The sequence below is a fragment of the Streptomyces sp. NPDC008125 genome (genome assembly GCF_042957125.1).
GTDB lineage: Bacteria > Actinomycetota > Actinomycetes > Streptomycetales > Streptomycetaceae > Streptomyces.
In genome coordinates this window covers 122,610-128,609 of sequence record NZ_JBIBHR010000022.1, presented here as the reverse complement: position 1 = coordinate 128,609, position 6,000 = coordinate 122,610, and the positions used below count along the sequence as shown (strand labels likewise).

Genomic DNA, 6,000 nt, shown 5'->3' with positions numbered 1-6,000 from the left:
GGGCCCCGACGCTAATCGGGGCTGTTCTCTCGAACGGGCAATCCTCATTTCACACAAGCACACGCAAAGGCACGCGACGGAAAGCCGGGCCTTGTGGAGTGGTGGTGCGGAATGGCTGTCCGGGGACCGACCGGAGTCGGCGCTCACATCGGACAGCTCGGAGGACGTTACTCACGCACGGGCAACCTGTCAACCCCGGTGCGGCACCGTCATCCGTCACGGGAGGACCGGGCCGCGCCCGCTCGCGTCACTCGGCGGCTAGGCCGACGACCGTGGCCTGGAGGAGGGGGGTGAGCGATGTGCGCGGTGAGTGCGTCGGACCACTCCTTTCCGCCACGTTCGGCGAGCTCCAGGAGGGGCTCCTCCTTGGCTCTCTGCCACGACCCGGCGCCCCCGCACCCGCTCCCGTCGAAAAGGGCCCCGTCGTGCGCGCGGCAGTCGTCCCCCGTTCCGGCGGCCCCGGGGACTTGGAGCTCGCCCCGCTGCCCGACCCGGTGACGGGCGGGCAGCCGGAAGCCGGCCGGGTGGGCCGCCGCACCGGCTGCCGGCCGAGCGGCACAAGATCCCGGAGTGTCTGCGGACGGCCGGCGACGACTGCTGCACACTCAAGCCCGTCGCGACCTCGATGGAGCATCTGGAGTCGCTCGTCGACGAGTCGGCCGGTTTCGGGAGCACGACCACGAGCGTGGTCCACAGCCGGACCCTGCCCGCTCGCGGCCCGCGCCGGCCCTGACACTACCCGTTCTCGCGCGACTCACACCGAGGCGTGTACCTCCTCCAGCTCCTGGAGGAGGCGGCGCTTCGGGCGGGCGCCCACCATCGACTTCACGGGTTCGCCGTCGCGGAAGACGATCAGGGTGGGCATCGCGAGCACGCCGTAGCGGGCGGCGGCACCGGCGTTGTGGTCGACGTCGATCTGCACGATCTTGATCCGGCCGGCCTCTTCGCGGGCGATCTCGCCGAGCACCGGGGCGAGTTGGCGGCAGGGACCGCACCAGTCGGCGGTGAACTCGACCAGGACCGGCAGTTTCGCGCCGAGCACCTCGCCGTCGAAGGTCTCGTCGGTCACCTCGGTGACGCCTTCCACGTGGATCATCTGTCATCCTCCCAGTTCACATCGGGGTTGTGGCCCGCCGGGAAGTCCGGCGGCCACCTCGACCTCGGCGCGAGCGAGCTGCGCCCCGACTTCGGCCCGTACGGTCCCCAGCTGTGCGATCAGCGCGTCCAGCTCGTCCAGCTTCCGCCGGTAGACGGCGAGCGACGCGGGACAGGCGTCCCCCGCCGGATGCCCGGCCCGGAGGCACTCCACGAACGGCCGGGTCTCCTCCAGGCCGAACCCGAAGTCCTGGAGGGTCCGGATCTGGCGGAGCTGTCTGAGGTCGTTCTCGTCGTACGTGCGGTAGCCGTTCTCGGACCGTCGCGCCCGCAGCAGCCCGCGCGACTCGTAGTAGCGCAGCGCCCGCGTCGTCGTCCCGGCCCGTTGGGCCAGCTCACCGATTCGCATGACCCGACCGTATTCCTTGACGCGGGCGTCAAGGCAAGGAGGCGTTCAGGGGCGGGCGGGGACCTCCGCGAGGACGCGTGCCAGTTCGCCCGGCTGCGAAAACATCGGCCAGTGGCCTGTCTCCATCTCGACCAGCCGCCAGCGGTCGCTCTTGAGCAGCTCGACCACGTCGTCGTTGGGCTCCGCGCCGTCGAGCAGGCACTTCACGTAGGTGGCCGGCAGTTCGCCGAGCGGGCGGGTGAGCTCGGCGGGCTCGGTGAGGGTCGCGCCGGGGTGGGGTGTCGCGCCGTCGACGAAACGCTGGATCTGTGTCTCGGTGAGCCCCTGGCCCCCGCACTCCGGGGCGGTCAGCGGGGGCCAGAAGCCGCCGTGCTCGGTGATCGTGGCTCCCAGCTGCCCGGCCCACGGAGCGGAGGCGAACGCCTTCCCGTCGGAGGGAACGTCGGAGTCCACGAACACCACGTGTGCGAGCCGGTCGCCGATGCGTTCGGCGGCCTGGCCCACCGGGATGCCGGAGTAGCTGTGGCCGACGAGCACCACGTCGGTCAGTCCGGCGTGTTCGACCGCGTCCACGACGTCCCGTACGTGCGTCTGCTGCCCCGCCGGTACGTCACGCTTCTCGGCGAGCCCGGAGAGGGTGAGCGGGAGGACGGTGTGCCCGCCCCGGCGCAGCTCCTCGGCCACCTCGTCCCACGCCCAGCCGCCGAGCCAAGCTCCCGCCACCAATACGTAGTTCGTCATCGGGGCACCGTAGCGCGGCGCACTGACATGACCCGTCGACGACCGGTCGAAGGCCCGGGGCGTCCCGTGGTGGGACACGCCCCGGGCCCCGACGGGGATCATCGTGTGCCGGCGGGCCCGGTCACTGGGCGTAGATCCCGATCTCGTTCAGGGAGTACCGGTTGTCGGTGCCCTTGGCCAGCCCGGTGACGCGTACGTACCGGGCGTCGACCGGTACGAAGGAGCGGTTCTCGGTGCCGCCGGAGCCGGCGGTGGTGGTGTGCACGGTCTTCCAGGTGGTGTTGTCCGACGAGACCTCGACGGTGTACTTCAGCGCGTACTGGTCGGACCAGTCGAGCGCGGTCCGGCCGACCCGCCGTACCGCGCCGAGGTCGACGGTGATCCACGCGGTGTCGACGGTCTTGCTGGCCCAGCGGGTGGACCGGTCGCCGTCGACGGCCTGCTTGGGCGGGTAGGCGACCACGACGGCGTTCTGGTAGTCGGACGCGGTGGCCTTGGCGCCGGTTGCGAGGTTGGTGAGGCTGTCCGACCGGGTGGCCGGGAACTCCACCACCTGCTGATAGGTGGGGCGGTTCTGCCAGGCGATCCTGGGCACGGTGATGCCGCCCATCGCCCGGTGCACGATGGAGTCCGCGCAGACCTGGTCACCGGCGGAGCAGGACGCGTCCGCCGGGTAGACGGTGGCCGCCGGGACGGCCGCGGCAGTCGCCAGGGTGGTGAGCAGGACGTTCCGGCAGGACGCGACGGTGCCGGTCCCGCAGTACGTACGGTCCAGGGGTGAGGCGACGGCGTAGCCGAGCACCGCGCGCAGGTCCTTGTCGAGGTAGCTCCACCAGCCGTGCTGGAAGGAGGAGCCCTTGTGGGCCTGGGCCGCGGCGATGCCGGTGCCGACCGCGCCGGAGCCGTTCTGGCCGCCGGACGGCGACTCGTTGATGGGCGCGACGGCGGTGAGCGCCTGGTAGGCGGCGGTGCCCAGCTTCGGCTGGAACACCCCTTCCACCAGCAGCGGCCACCAGGCGTCCAGCACCCGGATCGCGGTGGCCCGGTCGTACGTTCCCGCACCCTTGGACGGCTCGCGCCGCTCGGAGCCCGAGGCGGCCCAGGCGCGCAGCTGTTCGACGGTGGTGGAGAGGGCGGGGTCCGTCACGGCAGCGCTGTCGATGACCCGCAGGATCTCGGGCAGCACCTCCTCGGCCCGCAGATCGGTGGCGGCGGCGTCCTCCATCGCCTTGACCAGCTGGGCGCGGGTCACCCCGCCGGCGTTCACGAGGGCGGAGACCCGGCTGTCCAGCAGGTCGACCCGGTGGACGGCGCCGTTGCCCCAGCCGGAGGTGAACCCGGCCGCCTGCTTGTTGTTCCAGCTGACGTAGTAGTCCTGGTCTGCGGAGTGGGGGTGCTGGGCGGGCGGGGTGACCGCCGAGGTGTTGACCGTCGGGTTCCAGCCCTGCCACTCGTAGGCGGGGAGGGCCCGGATCGGTTTGTCGGGGTCGGTGCCGGCGGCGCGTACCGGGTTGACGCCGGAGTTGTAGTACGCGGTGTGGTGGGCGTCCGCGTAGAACCAGTTGAAGGTGTACCCGACGTCCTGGGCGGCCGTCTGGAAGGCGGTGGCCGAGGTGATGACGGAGGGGTCGTTGAACTGCTGGAAGCCGATCACGGAGTCCAGCTCGTGCTGGTAGGTGGAGCGCAGTGCGGTGTACGCCACCGGCTTGCCGTCGCTCTTCCCGAAGTGCGTGACCAGCCCGTACGCGGAGCGGAGCGTCTCCAGGTCGTAGGAGCCGGCCGCGGTGGAGTCGGCGGTGGTGGGTGCCCAGGAGTTGTGGGCGGTCAGCTTCTCGAAGGGGGTGCAGACCCCGCGCAGCAGGTAGGAGCGGGAGGCGGTGGTGGGCGTGGCGCCGGAGGGCTCGCAGAGCTCGGCGGCGAAGGTGTCGGTGATGTCCTGGTTGGCCGAGGTGGCGCTCCAGGAGTAGTCGAGGCCCCGGCCGATCTCCACGTAGAAGCTGATGCCAGGGAAGGAGGCGCCGCGCGAACGGAGGCCCGGGCCGTCCAGTTCCTGGACCATGAGGAGCTGGGGCGCGTAGTAGCCGGTCTGCGGGCCGAAGACGGCGATCGGGTGGCCGGAGGCGGTGTGGTCGCCGGAGACCACCAGGGCGTTGGACATGCCGTGTTCGCCGGTGATCAGGTCGGCGGGCAGGACGCCCTCGCCGGTGGTGGCCGATGTCGCCTTCGCCGCGGTGGCGGTCGTGGCGCCGGTGCCCGTGCCGTTGACCGCGTGCCGGTAGGCGGTCACCGTGCCGGTGTCGGGCGTCGCCGTGCCGACGGGTGCGGCGGGCGTGGTGGCGTACGGGAAGTCGCCGGTGTGCAGGGTGGTGGTGGCCTCGGTGTCGTTCTGGGCGCGCCAGGCCCGGTACGCGGCGGAGCCGGCGGTGTCGCCGTACTGCTGCTGGAGGGCGAGTTCGGCGAGGGCGTTCTCGACCTCGCCGCCGCCCCCGCTGCCGAAGATGGCGCCGACCACCGAGGCGATGGCGACCGTGTCGGTGGCGGTGAAGTCGGCGATGTTCCTGCCGTGGCCGGTGAGCTCGTATTCGCCCGGGTAGTTGTTGGCGTCCAGGTCGGCGTCGATGAAGGCGTTGACGCCCGCCACGTAGTCGTTGATGTCCTGCACGGCCTGGGCGCCGCGCGCCCCGGAGGCCGCGACCCGGTCGAGCTGGGCGCGGAGGTCGGCCTCGGTGTACGGGGCGACGGCCCAGAGGCTCTCCTCCAGCGCCCGGTTGCCCGCCGCGCCGCCCGCGAACGAGGACAGCTGCCCGCGCCCGACGTGGCGCAGGATGTCCATCAGCCACAACCGGTCCTGGCCCGCCGCGTAACCGGCGCCGAACTCGGTGTCGGAGCGGGTGGTGCCCTTGATGTGCGGGGTGCCGGTGGCCTTGTCCCGGGTGATGGTGACGCCGCCACGCGGCGTGAGGGTGGACTCGGTCTGCCCGGACGGTACGCCGAAGGAGGCGTCGTTGAAGTAGTTCGCCAACTGGTCGGGGGTGAGCCCGGAGTAGTCGTGCAGCAGGTTGTCGTACTTCTCGATCTGGTCGGCGGAGTGCGCCGGCCGGGTGCCGATCGTCTGGTGCAGCAGGATGCCCGCCAGGGTGGCGTGCCCGTTCTCACCCGCGGTGAGGATGTCCAGGCACTGGCCCTGGCAGGGGTCACCGGTGGCGGGCAACGGGTCGGATGTCGCGGCCGCCGTAGGGGCGGCGACCAGGGCGCCGCCGAGCAGCGCTCCGGCGGCGAGGAGGGCGATGGCGGCGGCGCGGGGTCTGGCCCGGCGCGCGCGCCCCAGGAGGCGCTTGGCAGGATTCAACGGAGGCTCTCGATCCGGGGTTTCGGGGGCCGTACGGCTCCGGGGGACGCGCCGGCGGGAGCCCGGCGCGTGCGCACGCTAGCCCCCGGGCGGGGCCTGCCGTAAGGCTTGTGCCGCAGCCGCCAGGAAGTTGCAACACCCGCTTCACACTGGCCAGTTGCCGCGTCGGGCCCGGAGTGTCCTGCGACGTGGAGGAATCGGCGGCGCCGGCACTGTCGGTGGGTGTGCCTATGGTTTGCCGCGAAGGTGGCGCCGTCCGTCCGGAGGGCGGGCCCGGCGGGGTCCGAGGCGTGCGATCGCGGGGCGGAGGGTCGTCCCGATCCCGGATGTCCGGGGTGTGCCCCCGACAACGCGGCGAGCGTGCGGGCCGGGTGCCGTCGGACGGGCGTGGCCTTCGGAACACGCC

Annotated in this window: 4 protein-coding genes and 1 pseudogene; 1 reads left to right on the top strand and 4 read right to left on the bottom strand. The window is 72.2% G+C overall.

Going from position 1 to position 6,000, the window contains the following annotated elements; all coding sequences use genetic code 11:
• Positions 1-529 precede the first annotated feature (529 nt).
• Positions 530-733 (top strand): annotated as a pseudogene (locus ACFZAX_RS30280) (Lrp/AsnC ligand binding domain-containing protein); the annotation flags it as partial.
• A gap of 21 nt (positions 734-754) precedes the next feature.
• On the opposite strand, the gene trxA reads toward ACFZAX_RS30280, so the two are convergent.
• From trxA to ACFZAX_RS30260, 4 genes are all read right to left on the bottom strand, one after another.
• Positions 755-1,096 (bottom strand): thioredoxin, encoded by a 342-nt coding sequence (trxA, locus tag ACFZAX_RS30275; protein ID WP_390965494.1) that lies wholly within the window; start codon positions 1,094-1,096, stop codon positions 755-757.
• A 3-nt stretch (positions 1,097-1,099) separates the two neighbouring features.
• The gene (locus tag ACFZAX_RS30270; RefSeq protein WP_390965493.1) at positions 1,100-1,504 is read right to left on the bottom strand and encodes a MerR family transcriptional regulator; all 405 of its coding nucleotides are present in this window, start codon (positions 1,502-1,504) and stop codon (positions 1,100-1,102) included.
• A gap of 45 nt (positions 1,505-1,549) precedes the next feature.
• Positions 1,550-2,245 (bottom strand): alpha/beta fold hydrolase, encoded by a 696-nt coding sequence (locus tag ACFZAX_RS30265; protein WP_390965492.1) that lies wholly within the window; start codon positions 2,243-2,245, stop codon positions 1,550-1,552.
• A 121-nt stretch (positions 2,246-2,366) separates the two neighbouring features.
• Positions 2,367-5,594 carry a penicillin acylase family protein gene (locus tag ACFZAX_RS30260; RefSeq protein WP_390965491.1) on the bottom strand — a complete coding sequence of 1,076 codons (3,228 nt, stop codon included), beginning with the start codon at positions 5,592-5,594 and terminating at the stop codon, positions 2,367-2,369.
• Between the last annotated feature and the right edge of the window lie 406 nt (positions 5,595-6,000).